Consider the following 15,744-nt stretch of genomic DNA (forward strand, 5'->3'; position numbering starts at 1 on the left):
TCCGCGTTCACCGGTCGTGCCGCCGCAGCCAGAGGCCGGCCACGATGAAGCCGCCCCCCAGCAGCACGGCCGTCAGCAGCGCGTGCCAGCCCGCGCCGAGCAGCACGCCCAGCGCGTCGACGGCGGCGACCCAGGCCCCGATGAAGAACATCGGCCAGTTGAGCCAGAGAGCGCCGCCGGCCATGTGCAGCACCGCCACCACCAGCAGCGACGTGCCCGCCCAGAGCAGGCCGGTCTCGTCGGGCGGCAGCAGGGGGCCCATCCTGAGGCAGATGACGACCATGAGCAGCATGCCCGCCATCCACGCGTAGCCGTACATCGCGCCGCGGGCCGAGCTGTCGCCCCGGACGAGGCTGTTCATCCGCACGATGCCGAACGCGGCGATCGCGCCCGCCACGATCTGCCCGGCCATCAGCAGCGCCAGCGCCTGCATCTGGGAGATCGGCGCGTACGCCCGGCCGTCGAGCCCGTAGTGCAGGAAGAACGCGGTGAAGCCGATCAGCCAGGCCACGCCCCAGGGCAGGTAGAGCAGCAGCGGGTCGCCACAGAGCCATTTCGTGGTGGCGGCGCGCTGCTCCTCGATGACGCGGAGCATCTCCTCGGGGCTCGGCGGCCGATCGTCTTCTACCAACGCAAACTCCTCAACATCGCAAACTGGTTTGTATCATAAACCAGATTGCCGCGCCAACTCCACCCCTTGGAGCGGGCGTTCGGAGTGGTGCCGGCCTAACGCCTGGTCAGGACCTCGGACTCCCACAGATCCCGGTAATAGCCGGGCACGGAGACGAGCTCCTCATGGCGGCCTCGCTGGACGACGCGGCCCTCGTCGAGCACGACGACCTCGTCGACCGTCTCCAGGCCTTTGAGGCGATGCGTCACGAGCAGCGTGGTGCGGTCCCTGGTCACGTCGAGCAGGTCGGCCATGAGCCGGTCGGCCGTCTCCTCGTCGAGCGCCTCGGCGGGCTCGTCGAGCAGCAGCACAGGAGGGTCGTACAACAACGCCCTGGCCAGGGCCAGCCGCTGCAGCTGGCCGCCGGACACGGTCCTGCCGTCCTCGCCCAGCTCCGTGTCCCAGCCGGTGCGCTCGACCCACGCCCCGAGCCTGGCATCGCGTACGGCGCGCCGCAGCTCCTCGTCGCCGGCTTCGGGCCCCGCCAGGCGCAGGTTGTCACGAAGACCGGCGCGGAAGATGTAGGGGTCCTGGGTGAGCCCCGTCATCAGCGTCCGCACGTCGTCACCGGCGAGCTCACGGAGGTCGGTGCCGTTCACCGTGATCGTGCCCGACTCCGGCTCCACCAGGCGCATCAGGGCGGCCAGCAACGTGCTCTTGCCCGCCCCGCTCGGCCCGACGACCGCGACCCGCTTGCCGGGCGTGAGCCGCAACGACACCCCGTCCAGCGCCGGTCGCCCGCCGTGCACCGCCTCCCCGGAACCAGCCGCCGCCGGGGAGCCGGGACCGCCGGGCGCCGGCGCGGGGTGCGGAGAGGAGACCGCCGGCGGCGCGACGCCGGCCGGGGACGCCTCCCTGGCGGCGTGGCGTACCACCAGGTCGTCGATCTCGACGGTCAAGGGGCCGCCGGGCAGCGGCGCGGGCGCGGCGGGCTCGCCGACCGCCGGTTCGGCGGAGCGGACCTCGCGCAGCCGCCGCAGCGCGGCCGTGATGCCCGCCATGCGCTCGCCCGCGGCTGCCAGGGGCAGCACCGGCTCGAAGGCCACCAGGGAGGTCAGCGCCAGCACGGCCGTCCCGACCGAGCCGGCACCCGCCCCCTGGGCGAGCAGGACGACGGCCGCCACCGTCAGCCCCTGCACCAGGGTGCCCCCCGCCAGGGCGGCGGCGTGGACGCGGGCCTGGCGGCGTTCGAGGGCGGCCAGGGACTCGTCCGCGGCCAGGGCCCTGGCCAGCGCCGCGTCGTCGGCGCCGTAGGCGGCCAGGTCAGCGGCACCGTGTACGAGGTCCGCCACCCGTCCCGCCAGCGCCGCCCTCGCCGGGGCGATCCTGGCCGACCAGCGGCGGGCGGCGGTTGCCGTGCCCGCGGGCAGGACCACACCGGCCAGCACCAGGCCGGCCACCAGCACCAGCGCCGTCACCGGCAGGATGGTCAGCCCGATGACGACGGCGGCCAGCCCGGCCATCGCCGCCGCGGCGGCCGGGAGCAGGCAGCGCACCAGCAGGTCCTGCACGGCCTCGGTGTCGTCGACCATGCGGCTGAGCAGGTCGGCGCCGCCGTGCCGGGGGCGCTGCGGCGGGATCAGGGCCTGGTAGAGCCGCTCACGGGTGCCCGCCTGGGCGCGGAGGGCGACGTCGTGACCTGTAAGCCGTTCGGCGTAGCGGAAGACGCCCTTGCCGGTGGCGAACGCCCTGGTCGCCACGATCGCCACGCTCAACGCGGCGAGCGGCGGCTGCTCGGCGGCCCTGGTGATCAGCCACGCGGCGGCGGCGATCAGCCCGAGCCCCGCCAGGTCGGCCGCCGACCCGGCCAGTACGGCCCAGACGAGCCGCGTCCCCATGCGCCGGTTCATCGCCCGCCCTCCTCACACCGCACATCCGCCGTCCGCCGGCCGTCCCGAGCGGGCGCGTCCGCCCCGCCCCCTGACGGCACGCCGGCCGCGTCCGCTGCCCCGCTTCCTGGGGGGACGTCGGACAGGCCGGCCGTCGCCTGGGCCGCCGACGGCATGCCGGGTGGGTGTGCCGTCCCGGCGGGGCGCGCGGTGTCGGAGACGATGCGGCCCTCGTGGACGCGCACGACACGGTCGGCGAGATCGATCATCGCGGGGCGGTGCGCGACGATGACGGCTGTACGGCCCCGGGCCAGGTCCGCGGTCGCCGCCACCACGGCGGCCTCGCTCCGCCCGTCCAGGCGGGCCGTGGGCTCGTCGAGCAGCAGCACCGAGGCGCCAGGACGGCAGAAGGCCCGCGCCAGCGCGATCCGCTGCCGCTGGCCCGCCGAGAAGTCGGCCCCGCGCTCGCCGACCACGGTGTCGAACCCCTGCGGCAGGTCGGCCACGAAGCCGGCGTGCGCGGCCGCGGCCGCCCGGCGTACCTCTTCCGTGGAGGCCGACGGCGCGCCGAGCCGGATGTTGCCGGCCACGGTGGTGGCGAACAGGTGCGGCCGTTGCGCCACGAACGCGAGCCGCGCCCGCCAGCTCGCCAGGTCGAGCTCGCGCAGGTCCGTGCCGTCGATGAGCACCCGCCCCTCGGACGGATGGACGAAGCCGAGGATGAGGTGGAGCAGCGTGCTCTTGCCCCCGCCGCTCTCGCCGACCAGGGCGACCCGCTCGCACGGGCCGATGGTGAGGGAGACGTCGTCCAGCGCGGCGCCGTCCCGGCCCGGGTAGCGGACGGTCACGCCCTCGAGCCGGATCTCCGGCGCGCCCGTCGTCGCGGAAGCCGCCGTTCCGCGAGCCCCGGACTGGAGCGTCCCCGTCTCCGGGGACGCCGTCGGCGCGGCGGCCGGGCGGCGTACGGGATCACCCTGGTCGCCGGCGGAACGGTCGAGCACGGCGAAGGCCGCGTCGGCGGCGGCCACCCCTTCCATGGACGCGTGGAACCGCGTCCCCATCGCCCGCAGCGGCAGGTACGCCTCCGGCGCCAGCAGCAGCACCAGCAGCGCCGTGGTCAGGTCCAGCGACCCGCCCAGCAGCCGCAGCCCGATCGGCACCGCCACCAGCGCCAGCGACAGCGACGCGCACAGCTCCAGGACCAGCGACGACAGGAACGCCACCCGCAACGTCCGCATGGTGGCGCTCCGGTGGGCGTCGGCGACCTGCTGGATGACGCCCGCCTGGTAGCGGGCCCGGCCGAACGCCCGGAGGGTGGGCAGCCCGCGCACCACGTCGAGGAAGTGGCCGCCGAGCCGCGACAACGCGAGGTACTGGCGCTCGGTGACCGCCTTGGTCGTCATGCCCACCAGCGCCCCGAAGACGGGGATCAGCGGCAGCGTGACGAGGACGATGACCGCGCTGGCGAGGTCGGCGGCGAACAGCCGGACCAGCACGGCCACGGGCACCACCGCGGCGACCGCGATGGCGGGCAGGTAGCCGGTCAGGTAGGCGTCGAGCCCGTCGAGGCCGCGCCCGGCGAGCGTGACCAGCTCGCCGGAGCGGTGCGCGGCGAGCCTGCCCGGCCCCAGCTCGCGCAGGCGTGCGAGCAGCCGGTGGCGCAGCGCCGACTTCACGCCGGTCGCGGTGCGCCCGGCGAAGACGCCCTGCGTCCAGGCCAGCAGCGCGCGTACGCACACCACCGCCGCCAGGCCGGCCAGCGCGGCGGCCGTGAACCTGCCGGACAACACCCCGGCGAGCAGCTCGGCCTGCACCAGTACGAGCAGCCCCGCCAGCAGGGCCGCGGCCATGGTGACGGCGAGGTGGCGGCGGACGGAGCGCTCGGCCCGCATGAGCCGCAGGAGATCCTTGTGCACGTGCCCTCAGAAGAACGATGGGAACCGGAAGGCGTCCTTACCTGGCCGGAAAGTCCGCCACACCCATATTTGCGCGCCCAGCATGATGGGTGCGAACGGCAGCACCATGACACTGAGCACATTCAGCGTGGCGGGGGGCGCGCTGTGCCCCAGCAGGTACGGCATCGCGCCCGCCAGCACCCCCAGCGCGGGGATCGCGGCGACCAGTCCCGTCCCCAGCAGCGCCCGCCCCGACCGCGTGCCGCCGAACTCGCCCGGCGTGCGCCAGGCGAGGAACGTCCATCCGTGCAGGGCGAACAGCAGCGTCATCACCACGCCCAGCAGCACCCCGAGCGGGTGGACGGGCGGCGACTCGAACCCGGTGGCCGCCGCGTACAGCGCCATTCCCCAGCCGAACGAGAGCCCCAAGGACCCGAACGCGATCGCCGCGTCCCAGAAGCCCCGCCACGCGGAGCCGTCGAGCCTGCGCCGGAACCACAGCCCGGCGTCGCGCACGATCCAGCTCAGCAGCATGGCCACGACCAGCGGGTACAGCCCGAACAACACCTCGCCCTCCAGGAGCGGGTAGACCCCGAACAGGGTGCCGGCGACGGCGACCAGCCACACCTCGTTGGCCAGCACGTACGGGGCCACGGCGGCCACCATGCGGTCCCGGGTCTCCCGCGTCCTGCCGAGGAGCGGCAGCAGCAGCCCCACGCCCAGGTCGAAGCCCTCAAGGGCGAAATAGCCGGCCAGCAGCGCCGCGAAGAAGACGAACCAGATCACTTCCATGTGTCACGCACTCCTCAGTAGCTCAGCGCGGGGGATCGCGGCTCGTCCGCCGCGGCGGCGCCCAGGGCAGGTTCGCGCGGTCCCCGCTTGACGGTCCGGGCGATGAGGACGTAGTCGGCGACGGCCAGCAGTCCCAGCACGGCGGTGAAGGCGATGAGCGAGGCGGTGACCATGCCCGAGGTCAGCTCGGGCGACATGGCGTCGGCCACGGTGAGCCGCTCCCAGATCATCCACGGCTGCCGCCCGACCTCCCTGGCCACCCAGCCCAAGATCGACACGATGAACGGCAGCGGCGTCATCGCCATCAGGATCGGATGGGTCCAGCGCCACCTCGGCAGCACGCCGACCAGCGGCAGCATCCCGAGCAGCACGACCAGCGCGAGCAGATGGCCGGCCTCCATCATGAGCGCGAGCGGCAGCGCGGCGCCCCCGTCGCCGTCGAACTTGCCCTCGGCGACCGCGCCGAACTGCGCGTAGCCGAAGCCCAGCGTCACGAAAATCCCGATGGCCGCGGTGTACACGCCCATGCGCATCGACCGGGTGAAGAACTCCAGCTCCTTGGTACGGCGGCGCAGCTGGTACGCGCTCGCGCCCACCAGCACCATGCCCCCGGTGAACAGCCCGGCCCCGAGCACGTGCGGGAAGGCGAAGATCAGCGCCTTGTTGGTGAGCAGGGCGCCGAAGTCGGTCAGCACCATCCGGCCGCCGCTCACCACGGAGCCCGCCGGGTTCTGCAGGAAGGAGTTGGCCACCATGATGAAGAACGCGCTCGCGTACGCCGTCAGTGTGACGGCCCAGATGCACGCCACGTGCGCCCATTTGGGCAGCCGGCCCCAGCCGAAGATCCACAGCCCCAGGAACGTGGACTCCAGGAAGAACGCCACCAGGGTCTCCATGGCCAGCGGCGCGCCGAACACGTCGCCCGCGTAGTGGGACAGCCCGCTCCACGCGAGCCCGAACTGGAACTCCATCACCAGCCCGGTCACGATGCCCAGCGCGTAGTTGATGACGTAGACCTGCCCCCAGAAACGCGTCATTCCCTCGTGCACCGGCGTGCCGGAGACAGCCCATCGCGTGTGCATGATCGCCACCAGTGGCGCCAGTCCCAGTGTGAGCACGACGAACAGGAAGTGCAGGCTGCCCGTCACCGCGAACTGCGTACGGGCCAGTTCGAGTACATCCATCACGACTCCGTTGTTGTGCCTGTCTGATATAGACAGCCTACATATAGACAGCCTACATGTAGGCTGTCTATATGGGAGACGGATGTCTAGGATCGAAGCCATGAACCCGGACGTGCTACGCGGACACATGGACGCGCTGCTGCTCTCCGTGCTGGAGCGGGAGCCGCTGCACGGCTACGCCATCATCGAGGCGCTGCAGGAACGCAGCGGAGGCGCCCTCAACGTGCCGACGGGCACCGTCTATCCCGCGCTGCGCAGGCTGGAGCGCATCGGCTACCTCGCCAGCGAGTGGGCGACGGTCGGCGGCCGCAAGCGCCGCACCTACAGGCTCACCGACGCGGGCAAGAAACAGCTCGAGGGCGAGCGCTCGGCCTGGCGGGAGTTCACGAACGTGATCGGCGGCGTCCTGCGCGCGAACGCCGTCAGTCGGTGATGGTGCGCGCGTCAGGCGGCGGGCGTCCGTGAGACGCGGGTGATGCGCATGCACCGGGAGGCACAATAGATCTGCATTCCCCACACGGCCCAGGTCACCAGGTTGGCGAGCATGGCGGGCAGGGAGTCGAGGCCGTTGGGGTCCTTCGTGCCGTAGGAGAGCACCAGCCCCAGACCGCCGGTGACCGGCAGCGACGCCCACACGGTCCACCCCAGCGACCTGGTCACGAGCCGGGGCCGGTGGATCCACCGGGCGCCCCGGCTCAGCGCGAGGAGCGCGATCCCGCCGTACACGCCTGTGGCCAGCTGGATGGCGTCGAGCAGTCGTGAGAGCGTGTGATACCACTCCGGCTGGTGTGCCCAGACATCGTCGGCGGGCGGATATGCGCGCCACAGCAAAGACCACATGAGCACCGTGATCGGCACGCCGGCGAACAGCAGGACGCCGAGCCGCCGGCCGGCGGAGGCGGTCAGCTCGGCCTGGTAGCCGGAGGCGATCCTGGTGACCTCCCCGAACTCGGCCACCGCGATCCGCTCCGCCTCCGCCCGGTCGAGGCCCTCCGACTCCAGCGCGTCGGCGGTGTCGGTCAGGCTGTCGTGTGCTTCGACGACCATGTCGCGCTTCAGGCCATGCGGGCCGGCCAGGGCGCGGTCGAGATCGGCCACGTAGTCGTCGATGCGCATGAGGTCAAGTCTAGGGAGTGCGAAACCGGGGGCCCATCCGGGATTTCCCCGATTGCGCGAGCGGCACTACCGGCTGGAGGTGGCGCCGCTCATGGAGATCCGCGACTGGCTCAGCCCGTACGAACGGTTCTGGCGGGAGAGGCTCGCCACCCTCACGACCGTGCTCGACGAGATGGAGGACGACGATGCCCCGAGACACGACGGCTGACGACCTGCGCGCGATCAGGGTCGACCAGTTCATCGCGCACCCGCCCGCGAGGGTGTGGCGGGCGCTGACCGAGCCCGAGCTGGTCGCCCGGTGGCTCATGCCCAACGACTTCAAGCCGGTGGCCGGACACCGGTTCACGTTCACGACGGAGCCCAAGAAGCAGGTGGGGTTCGACGGCGTCGTCCACTGCGAGTGTGCTGGAGATCCAGCAGGAGCGGCTGTTGAGGATCAGCTGGAGCGACGGCAAGCTTGCAAACTGGACGGTCACCTGGCGGCTCGTGCCCGAGGGCAGGGGCACGCGGCTGTTCCTCGACCACGAGGGCTTCGACCCGGACGACGAGCTGCAGCAGCTGTCGCGCCGGATCATGGGCGGCGGCTGGCGCAACGCCGTCTTCCGGGCCATCGCCGCCGTCGTGGACGAGCTCTGAGGGACCGTGCCCTACGACCACCAGCGGTGGCCGGCCAGGCGGCGCATCTCCACGGCGGCGGAGGCGAAGTCGGCGGAGGTGACGTGGTCGCCCTCGGACAGCCCGGCGTAGAGAGCGGCCAGGTGGGCGGGTGTCGCGGCGGGATCTCCCGGATTCGGCTCCGCGCGCATGGTGTGCTCGTCGGCCAGCGCGCGGCGGCGGGAGAACCAGCGCACCATCGGCCGGCGCAGGCTCACCCGTACGCCGCGCGAGGTGAGCGCGAACACGCAGTCCTTGACCCGCACGCCCGAGGGATGGGCCAGACCGGCGAACCGGCACGCCGACAGGTCCAGCCCCGACAGCGCCAGGTCGCCGGCCTCTACCCGGCGCAGCGAGGTCAGCGTGGACCTGCCCCTGCCCGTCACGATGGCGGGGCCGCGCAGCACAGCGCCCTCCAGGTCGGCCTGCGAGTCGGTCAGCCGCAGCGTCGTCGGGCCCGACACCGACACTCCGCGCAGGTCCACGCCGCAGCGGGCGACGACCACGTCGAGCAGGCCGTCCGCGCGGGCCCTGGCCGCCGAGAGCCGGCCGGTGGCCGACAGGTACGCGTCCGCCGCGAAGTGGGCGGCGTCGAACCCGGCGTTCCCCATGACCTTGCGGAAGGAGAGCGTGCGGCCGAAGCGTGTCCCCCTGAAGGCGGCCGCGCCGCCGAGCCGGGCGCCGTCGAAGGCGGCGTACCCGTCGAACCTGGCCCGCTCGCACGACAACCCGTGACCGAACACGGCCTGGCTGAACAGCGCGTCGCGGGACATCAGCGCCCGGTCGAGCGAGACGTGCCCGCGCACGGTGACGCCGTGGAAGGAGAGCTCGCGGGCGAATCTGGCGCCGGCCAGCGACACGTTGCCCTCGAACCGGGCGCCGAAGAACGAGGCCAGCCGGTCGAACCTTGCCTCGTCGAGCGACACGTCGCCCGCGAACGTCACGCCCGGCAGCCGGACGTCGCCGGTGAACCGGGCCCGGTCGAAGCGTGCCCGGCCCGGCCTGCCGCCGGCGGCCTCGACGACCCGGGTCAGCAGGTCGCCGCTGACGGTCGTGCCGCGCAGGTCGAGCAGGCCGCCGGGGCGCAGCTCGCCGAGTGCTTCGGACAGGTGATCAGGGGGGAGGTGGGCGAGGCAGCGGCCGGCCGGACGGACGGCGACCCCGGTGCAGCTGACGGAATGCGCGCAGGTGACCCAGTCCATGCAGTGGTCATACCCGCGACGGCGCATGTCAAGGTTCGATGATTTAATGTTCTATCCACTTTTATGTGGAAAAATGCGGGCTAATTTACCTCTATTGTGCCGGGCATGCGCGCTTTATCCCGAGCATCCCTGGCCGCCCTGATCGTGGCGGCCATGCCCGCGGCCCTCCTCACCACACCGGCCCTGGCCGAGCCGGCCACCCCCTGCGAGACCCCCGCCACGCACCGGATCTCCCAGGTCCAGGGCGACGGCGACGCCACCCCGCTGGCCGGCCGGACCGTGCGGGTCGAGGGCGTCGTCACCGGCGACTTCCAGCGGACCGACCAGCTCGGCGGCTTCTTCCTGCAGGATCCCCTGCCGGACGCCGACCCGCGGACCTCCGAAGGGCTCTTCGCGTACGCGGGGGAGCGGGTCAACGACGTCAAGCCCGGCGACCGGGTACTGGTCACCGGGCGGGCCACCGAGTTCAACGGGTGGACGGAGCTGTCGCCGGTCACCGCCGTGGACGTGTGCGGCACGGGACGCGTGGCGGCGCGGCCGTACCTGCTGCCCTCCGGCGGGCTGGAGCCGGTCGAGAACATGCTGCTGACGTTCCCGCAGCCGCTGACCGTCAGCGAGCACTACAACCTGGGCCGCTACGGCGAGGTCACGCTCTCCTCCCAGGGCCGGCTCTACCAGCCGACCGACCGGCAGGGCGTGGACCCGGCGCTGAACGCCCGCCGTTCGCTGCTCGTCGACGACGGCTCCACCAGGGAGAACCCGGCCACGCTGCCGCCCGTCGTGCGCGCCGGCGACGTGGCCTCCGGGGTCACGGGCGTGCTCGGGTACGGTTTCGGCGCGTACCGGCTGCAGCCCACGAAGCCGATCGCGTACAGGCCCGCCAATCCGCGCCCGCGCAGACCGTCCCCGGTGGCCGGGAACGTGAAGGTGGCCTCGTTCAACACCCTCAACTGGTTCACCACGCTCGGCTCGCGCGGGGCCGGCGACGCCGAGGAACAGCGGCGCCAGCTGGCCAAGCTGGTCGCCGCGCTCAAGGGCCTGGACGCCGACGCGGTGGCCCTCATGGAGGTCGAGAACAACGGCCAGACCGCGCTCCAGGCGCTCGTGGACGCCGTCAACGCCAAGGTCGGAGCGGGCACGTACGCCGCGCTCGCCCACCCCCACCCGGGCACCGACGCCATCCAGGTGGGCCTGATCTACAAGCCCGCCAAGCTGACCCCGGTGGGGGAGCCGCGGACGTCGCAGGACGCGGTGTTCAGCCGGCCACCGCTGATCCAGACGTTCCGCGGGAAGGGCGAACGGCTGCGCGGCGGGCAGTCGTTCACGATGATGGTCAACCACCTCAAGTCGAAGGGCAGCTGCCCCTCCAGCGGCCCCGACGCCGACCAGGGCGACGGCCAGGGCTGCTGGAACGCCACCCGCGTCGCGCAGGCCCAGGCGCTGCTCGGCATCGTCGCGGACGTCCCCGGCCCGATCGTGCTCGGCGACCTCAACGCCTACGGCGAGGAGGATCCGATCAAGGCCCTCGAGAAGGGCGGCCTGACCAGCGCGACCAAGAAGTTCGTCCCCGCGCGGCAGCGCTACAGCTACGTGTTCGACGGGCTCGCGGGCGAGCTCGACCACGTGCTCGTCGGCAGGGAACTGCGCAAGCGGGTGACGGGCGCGACGATCTGGCACATCAACGCCGACGAGCCCCGCGTCCGCGACTACAACACCGAGTTCAACCCGCCCGGCCTCTACCGGCCGGACGCCTACCGCTCCTCCGACCACGACCCTCTGATCGTCGGGCTGACCCTGCCCGGCGGCGGAAGGTGAACAGCAGAAGGGGGGCGGTGGCGGAGTTCGCTCTGGCGTGGAGCCGGAATCACCGGGCAGGGTAACGAGTTCTAACCGTCACAGACGTACCAACGAACGAGGAGCCTCTTGTGGCGACCATCGAAGTGACCGAGAAAACCTTCAACGACATCGCCGACAAGGGGATCGTCCTGCTCGACTTCTGGGCCGAGTGGTGCCCGCCGTGCAAGAAGTTCGGGCCGATCTTCGAGCAGGCGTCGGAGAAGTACGAGGACATCACGTTCGGGAAGATCGACACTGACGCGGAGCAGGCGCTGGCGCAGGGGTTCGACATCACCTCGATCCCCACGCTGATGGCCATCCGCGACGGCATCGTGGTCTTCGCCCAGGCGGGCGCCATCCCGGCTCCCGCGCTGGAAGACCTGATCAGGCAGGTTCGGGCGCTCGACATGGACGCCATCAGGGCGGAGCTCGACGAAGAGCTGAAGAACGCGCAGAAGAACTGAGCCTGGCGAGCCCCGCCGGTTCCGGCGGGGCTCTCGCGTATCGCGTTCCTCAGGGCTTGCGGCCGACTCCGACGTACCCGAAGGTGATGCCCTTGCCCGGGTCGCCCGGGTCATCCGTGCGCCAGTCGTACGGGTGCACCAGCCCGGGATCGGCCAGCTCATAGCCGTCGAAGAAGCGCAGGATCTCCTCGCGGGTGCGCAGGTTGAGTGCGGCCGTGGCCTTCCGGTAGACCTCCAGGGCCTGCGGAGTGGTGTCGGGCGCGTTGTCCACGGCGTGGCTGATGACCAGGTGGCTGCCGGGCGCGCTCGCGTCCCGCAGTTTCGTCACCACCTCGTACGCGAGGTCGTCCGGGATGAAGTGCAGCACGGTCAGCATCAGGAACGCCACCGGCCGGTCGAAGTCCACCAGGCCGCCCAGCTTGTCCAGCAGCGCCTCCGGCTCGCGCACGTCGGCCTGCAGGAAGTCCACGTCGTCGCGCCGGGCCAGCAGCGCCCTTCCGTGCACGCAGACCACGGCGTCGTAGTCCACGTACACGACGCGCGCCTCCGGGGCGATCTCGTGGGTGTTCCCCTGGGTCGGCAGGCCGGCCCCGAGGTCCACGATCTGCCGCGCGCCCAGGTCCACCAGATGGCGTACGGCGCGGCGCAGGAAGGCCCGGTTCGACCGGGCGGCCTCCTTGGTGTGGGGAAAGTTCTTGAGAATCTGCTCCGCCGCTGCACGGTCGGCCGCGAAATTGTCCTTGCCGTCGAGAAAGTAGTCATACATTCGCGCGACGTTAGGGACGTTGGGGTCGACCCCCTCGGGGGCATCATCCACGTTTTTCTCCCGAAATTTCGCCCTGTTTGCGGCGATCATAGCGGGGTAAACGCCCGAAATCTCCAGAAAACGGGATGACAGAGAGCATTGATGAGACGCATGTCACATACGGTGACAGACGTGCCTGGCGCGGCGGGCACGCGAAGGCCCGGTCGCCCCGCGACGGGACGGCCGGGCCGTCAGCGTCCGGTCATGATGGGGCCGGACGCGTAGGTCAGGCGTCAGCCGCGGTAGAGCTCGGCCACCTGGAAGGCGAGGTCGAGTGACTGGCTGCGGTTGAGCCGCGGGTCGCAGGCCGTTTCGTAACGCGTGGCGAGGTCGGTCTCGCCGATCTCGTGGCCTCCGCCCACGCATTCGGTCACGTCGTCGCCCGTGAACTCGATGTGGATGCCGCCGGGATGCGTGCCGAGCGACCTGTGCACCTCGAAGAAGCCGGCCACCTCGTCGAGCACGTCGTCGACCCGCCGCGTCTTGTGGCCGCTCGGCGCCTCGAAGGTGTTGCCGTGCATCGGGTCGCAGATCCAGGCCACCCGGGCCCCCGTCGCGCTGACCTCCTTGACCAGTGCAGGCAGGGATTCGCGGATCTTGGAGGCGCCCATCCGCGTGATGAACGTGAGCCGCCCCGCCTCGTTGCCGGGATTGAGCTTCTCGACGAGTGAGACGGCCTCCTCGGGCGTGGTCGAAGGGCCGAGCTTGACGCCGATCGGGTTGCGGATGCGCGCGAAGAAGTCGACGTGCGCGCCGTCGAGCTGGCGGGTGCGCTCGCCGATCCAGACCATGTGCGCCGACACGTCGTAGGGAAGCCCGGTGCGGGAGTCGATGCGGGTGAGCGCCCGGTCGTAGTCGAGGATGAGCGCCTCGTGCGAGGAGTAGAACTCCACCGTGTGGAACTCCTCGGGATCGGCCCCGCAGGCCCGCATGAACGCCAGCGCCTGGTCGATCTCCCTGGCCAGCTTCTCGTAGCGGCGCCCGGCCGGCGACTCGGCGACGAAGTCCTGGTTCCAGGCGTGCACCTGGCGCAGGTCGGCGTAGCCGCCCTTGGTGAACGCGCGCGCGAGATTGAGCGTCACGGCCGAGGAGTGGTAGGCCTTGAGCAGCCGCCACGGGTCGGGCCTGCGGGCCTCGGGGGTGAACTCGAAGCCGTTGACCATGTCACCGCGGTAGGCGGGCAGCTCCACGCCGTCGCGGATCTCGGTGCTCTTGGACCGCGGCTTGGCGAACTGCCCGGCGACCCGGCCGATCTTCACGACCGGCACCTTGCCCGCGTAGGTCAGCACGATCGCCATCTGCAGCAGAGTCTTGAGCTTGTTGCGCACGTTGTCGGCGGTGGCGCCGGCGAAGGTCTCGGCGCAGTCGCCGCCCTGCAGGACGAAGGCCTCGCCGCGGGCCACGGCGGCCAGCTGGTCCTTCAGCTGGTCGCACTCGCCCGCGAAGACGAGTGGGGGCAGGCCGCCGAGCTCGGCGACGACCTTGTCGAGCTCACCGGGGTCGGGCCAGTCAGGCTGCTGCGCCGCAGGGAGGGCTCGCCAGGAATCGAGATCCACGAGATTGCTGCTCACGAGATACGAGGGTATTCCACTGCGTCAGCCCCACCGACCCCATTGTCCACGTTGTGAGAATGCAGTTATCCCGGATACGGGCTCACGGCGGCGGACTTTCCCTGACGTCCACGTGCTCGGGACGCACACCGAACCCGATGAACCGCGGGATCAGCCGGTTGACCAGCGGAACCCTCGTCAGGTCGCGGGGCAGCCCGGACGGGTCGAACCGGCGCGACAGGGCCCGGCGAATCACCAGGTTCTGGACCAGACGCTGGGCCGCCTGCGTGACCCTGGTCGGTGCCATCCGCCTCCTCTGCACCAGGTGCAGCGTCGGCTCGGGGATCGGCGCGCCGGACCTGAGTGAGCCGGCCAGCAGGTTGGCGGCGGCGACCGCGTCCTGGACGGCCAGGTTGATGCCCACCCCGAACACCGGCGACATGGCGTGCGCGGCGTCCCCGATGCACAGCAGCCCGGGCCGGTGCCAGCGGCGCAGCCGGTTGAGCATGACCGTGAGCACGCTCACGTCGTCGTAGCCGCCGATCCCGCCGGTCCGGTCGGCCAGCCAGGGCAGCAGCCTGGCCACCGGCTCGCGCAGCGCGTCGATGCCACCGCTCACGAGCGCGGAGTATCCGCCCTTGGGAATCAGGTACGCCAGCTGCCAGTAGGTCTCCCGGTTGATCGCGACCATCATGTTGCCGCTCGAGATCCGCAGGAACGTGTCGTCACGATCCCCGTCGTTCCTGGGCAGCGCGAACCACACCACGTCCATGGGCGCCTTGAGATCCTCGGGCACCAGCCCGGCCCGCTCGCGTAGCGTCGATGAGCGCCCGTCGGCGGCCACGGTCAATGCGGCCCTGATCTCGTGCTCGCCGGACGCGTCCCGGTAGCGGAGCCCGCGCACGGCGTCGCCCTCGCGGATCACGTCGTACGCCTCGGCGTTCATCAGCAGCCGGAAGTTCGGATATTCGCCGGCCGCCGACGTGACGAGGTTGAGGAACTCCCACTGCGGGACGAACGCGATGTAGTTGTAGCCGCCCGGCAGACCTCGCAGGCTCGCCAGCCTGATCTCCCCGGTGTCGGTGACGATGCCGAGCTCGTACGCCTTCCTGTGCGGGAGCCGCAGGAACTTCCGCGCCAGCCCCAGCTCGTCGAGCACCTGCAGGGTCGACGGGTGGATGGTGTCGCCCCTGAAGTCGCGCAGGAAGTCGCCGTGCTTCTCCAGCAGCGTCACCTCGACGCCCGCCCTGGCCAGCACCAGCGCGAGGACGGCGCCCGCCGGCCCGCCGCCCGCTATCACGCATCCCATGAATCATCACCCAGTTGTCTAGAAGAGCCCGCGCCTGGGCATCCGACATGCCCGGGCAGCCGAAGTACATGCGTGAGCCGCCTCTCTCACGGGGAAGTGCCCACCTCCACAGGTGGAGATTCCCGCTCCGCGGGCGATCGCATCCTCCGCGACGGCATGGAGGACGCCTCGTTGAGCCACGCGAGCCCACCGGCGCGTTCGAGCCGGGCGAGGGCACCTTCCTCCCCTGGGCCGCGGCCCGGGATCTCCAGCGAAGGAGAAACCGATGAACGACGACCTCCACGCCCTCTCCGGCGCCTGCGCCGTGCACGCGCTGCCGTACACCGAGGAGGTTCTGTTCGAGGACCACCTGCGCGCGTGCCCCGGATGCGCGGCCGAGGTGCGGCAGCTGCGTGAGACGGTCGCCTGGCTGGCGGAGGCGGCTGCCGAGCCCCCACC

The 15,744-nt window shown here is 71.6% G+C and carries 14 protein-coding genes and 2 pseudogenes; 6 read left to right on the forward strand and 10 right to left on the reverse strand.

The genetic code is table 11. From position 1 onward, the window contains the following. Positions 1–7 precede the first annotated feature (7 nt). The 5 genes from E1294_RS17535 to E1294_RS17555 all read right to left on the reverse strand — a co-directional run bounded on the left by E1294_RS17535 (position 8) and on the right by E1294_RS17555 (position 6,370). A complete protein-coding gene (locus E1294_RS17535; protein ID WP_132509597.1) occupies positions 8–631 on the reverse strand; it encodes a transporter in 624 nt (207 codons plus the stop codon). Positions 632–726: 95 nt separating this feature from the next. Next, complete coding sequence (locus tag E1294_RS17540; RefSeq protein WP_246083077.1) at positions 727–2,520, reverse strand: amino acid ABC transporter ATP-binding/permease protein; 1,794 nt, start codon at positions 2,518–2,520, stop codon at positions 727–729. Beyond that, positions 2,517–4,415, reverse strand: coding sequence for a thiol reductant ABC exporter subunit CydD (gene cydD, locus E1294_RS17545; protein ID WP_246083078.1), 1,899 nt, complete (start codon positions 4,413–4,415; stop codon positions 2,517–2,519). Before cydD ends, E1294_RS17540 begins: the two co-directional genes overlap by 4 nt. Positions 4,416–4,421: 6 nt before the next feature. Next, entirely contained in the window at positions 4,422–5,186 is a 765-nt protein-coding gene (locus E1294_RS17550; protein ID WP_132509598.1) for a cytochrome d ubiquinol oxidase subunit II, read from the reverse strand. Positions 5,187–5,200: 14 nt separating this feature from the next. Then, positions 5,201–6,370 carry a cytochrome ubiquinol oxidase subunit I gene (locus tag E1294_RS17555; protein WP_132509599.1) on the reverse strand — a complete coding sequence of 390 codons (1,170 nt, stop codon included), beginning with the start codon at positions 6,368–6,370 and terminating at the stop codon, positions 5,201–5,203. Between the two features lie 100 nt (positions 6,371–6,470). On the opposite strand from E1294_RS17555, the gene E1294_RS17560 reads away from it, so the two are divergent. Continuing rightward, entirely contained in the window at positions 6,471–6,803 is a 333-nt protein-coding gene (locus E1294_RS17560) for a helix-turn-helix transcriptional regulator (RefSeq protein ID WP_132509600.1), read from the forward strand. Positions 6,804–6,814: 11 nt separating this feature from the next. Here the strand turns inward: E1294_RS17560 and E1294_RS17565 are convergent, their stop codons facing one another. Further along, positions 6,815–7,486: a permease prefix domain 1-containing protein gene (locus tag E1294_RS17565; protein ID WP_132509601.1), complete on the reverse strand. Its 672-nt coding sequence runs from the start codon at positions 7,484–7,486 to the stop codon at positions 6,815–6,817. A 52-nt stretch (positions 7,487–7,538) separates the two neighbouring features. On the opposite strand from E1294_RS17565, the gene E1294_RS17570 reads away from it, so the two are divergent. From E1294_RS17570 to E1294_RS17575, 3 genes and pseudogenes are all read left to right on the forward strand, one after another. Further along, positions 7,539–7,694 (forward strand): hypothetical protein, encoded by a 156-nt coding sequence (locus E1294_RS17570; RefSeq protein WP_181958514.1) that lies wholly within the window; start codon positions 7,539–7,541, stop codon positions 7,692–7,694. Further along, positions 7,672–7,770 (forward strand): annotated as a pseudogene (locus E1294_RS57760) (hypothetical protein); the annotation flags it as partial. The gene E1294_RS17570 and the pseudogene E1294_RS57760, both read left to right, overlap by 23 nt. A 97-nt stretch (positions 7,771–7,867) precedes the next feature. Next, positions 7,868–8,122, forward strand: a pseudogene (locus tag E1294_RS17575) (SRPBCC family protein); the annotation flags it as partial. An 11-nt stretch (positions 8,123–8,133) separates the two neighbouring features. On the opposite strand, the gene E1294_RS17580 reads toward E1294_RS17575, so the two are convergent. Further along, on the reverse strand, positions 8,134–9,342 hold the full coding sequence (locus tag E1294_RS17580; protein WP_165977340.1) for a pentapeptide repeat-containing protein: 1,209 nt from the start codon (positions 9,340–9,342) through the stop codon (positions 8,134–8,136). Positions 9,343–9,447: 105 nt separating this feature from the next. Here E1294_RS17580 and E1294_RS17585 point away from each other — a divergent pair, with 105 nt between their 5' ends. Further along, positions 9,448–11,157: an ExeM/NucH family extracellular endonuclease gene (locus E1294_RS17585; RefSeq protein WP_246083079.1), complete on the forward strand. Its 1,710-nt coding sequence runs from the start codon at positions 9,448–9,450 to the stop codon at positions 11,155–11,157. A gap of 110 nt (positions 11,158–11,267) precedes the next feature. Further along, a complete protein-coding gene (gene trxA / locus E1294_RS17590; RefSeq protein WP_132509603.1) occupies positions 11,268–11,642 on the forward strand; it encodes a thioredoxin in 375 nt (124 codons plus the stop codon). Between the two features lie 49 nt (positions 11,643–11,691). On the opposite strand, the gene E1294_RS17595 is transcribed toward trxA, so the two are convergent. From E1294_RS17595 to E1294_RS17605, 3 genes are all read right to left on the reverse strand, one after another. Further along, positions 11,692–12,498 (reverse strand): SAM-dependent methyltransferase, encoded by an 807-nt coding sequence (locus E1294_RS17595; RefSeq protein WP_132509604.1) that lies wholly within the window; start codon positions 12,496–12,498, stop codon positions 11,692–11,694. A gap of 182 nt (positions 12,499–12,680) precedes the next feature. Then, complete coding sequence (locus E1294_RS17600; protein WP_132509605.1) at positions 12,681–14,018, reverse strand: class II 3-deoxy-7-phosphoheptulonate synthase; 1,338 nt, start codon at positions 14,016–14,018, stop codon at positions 12,681–12,683. 82 nt (positions 14,019–14,100) lie between these two features. Next, the gene (locus tag E1294_RS17605; RefSeq protein WP_165977341.1) at positions 14,101–15,306 is read right to left on the reverse strand and encodes an FAD-dependent oxidoreductase; all 1,206 of its coding nucleotides are present in this window, start codon (positions 15,304–15,306) and stop codon (positions 14,101–14,103) included. Positions 15,307–15,744 lie beyond the last annotated feature (438 nt).

Source organism: Nonomuraea diastatica (assembly GCF_004349015.1).
GTDB lineage: Bacteria > Actinomycetota > Actinomycetes > Streptosporangiales > Streptosporangiaceae > Nonomuraea > Nonomuraea diastatica.